Here is a 765-nt window from a genome sequence, read left to right as displayed (position 1 = left end):
ACGGCTTCCAGCTGCGCTCTGGCGACGAGGACAACCTGCGCATCTTCTCGTCGCTGCGCAGCCTGGCCGGCCACATCGCGGCACACCGTACGCAGTGACACGATGAGCGCACGCGCCCGCTGGGGTCTGGCCGCCGTCGGCCTCGGGGCGTATGCGCTGCTCGCGCACCATCTCGTGAGCCGCGACGCCGGCTCCGTTCCCGCACTGCTCACCTTGCTCGGGCCGATGGTCGGCGCCGCGCTGTGGGGCCTGTGGCATGCGGGCCAGCGGCTCGTCGCGCTGGGGCTGGCGGGGGTCGCCGTCGCGGTGCTGCTGAACGGCTCGCGGCTGCCGGTCTCGTGGCTCTACCTGGCCCAGCATGCCGGCATCCACCTCGGGCTCGCGGGGTGGTTCGGCCGCACGCTGCGCGCCGGGCGCGAGCCCTTCATCACGCAACTGGCGCGCCGCCTGCACAACCCGATGCAGCCGACCATGGTGGTCTACACGCGGCACGTCACGCTGGCCTGGACGATCTACTTCGTCGCGATCGCCGGCACCTCGTTCCTGCTGTTCGCTTTCGTGCAGTTCGCACTCGCCCCGCTCGCGGCCTGGTCGCTGTTCGCCAACGTGCTGACGCCGGTCTCGCTGGTCGCGATGTTCGCCGTCGAGTACCTGCTGCGCTACCGCCTGCACCCCGAGTTCGACCGCGTCGCCTTCCTCGATGCCGTGCGCGCCTACCGCGCGAGCGCCGCAGCCGCCGACACCCCGCGATGAGCGAGCACACCC

At 71.9% G+C, this 765-nt stretch carries 1 protein-coding gene; it reads left to right on the top strand.

The genetic code is table 11. The annotated features are described in order from the left end of the window. The first annotated feature begins 102 nt into the window (after nucleotides 1-102). A complete protein-coding gene (locus AC1D01_RS37185) occupies nucleotides 103-753 on the top strand; it encodes a COG4648 family protein (RefSeq protein ID WP_477874895.1) in 651 nt (216 codons plus the stop codon). Nucleotides 754-765: the final 12 nt, after the last annotated feature.

The sequence above is a fragment of the Rhizobacter sp. P3_B12 genome (assembly GCF_056402895.1).
This window is presented reverse-complemented; position numbering and strand designations above follow the sequence as displayed.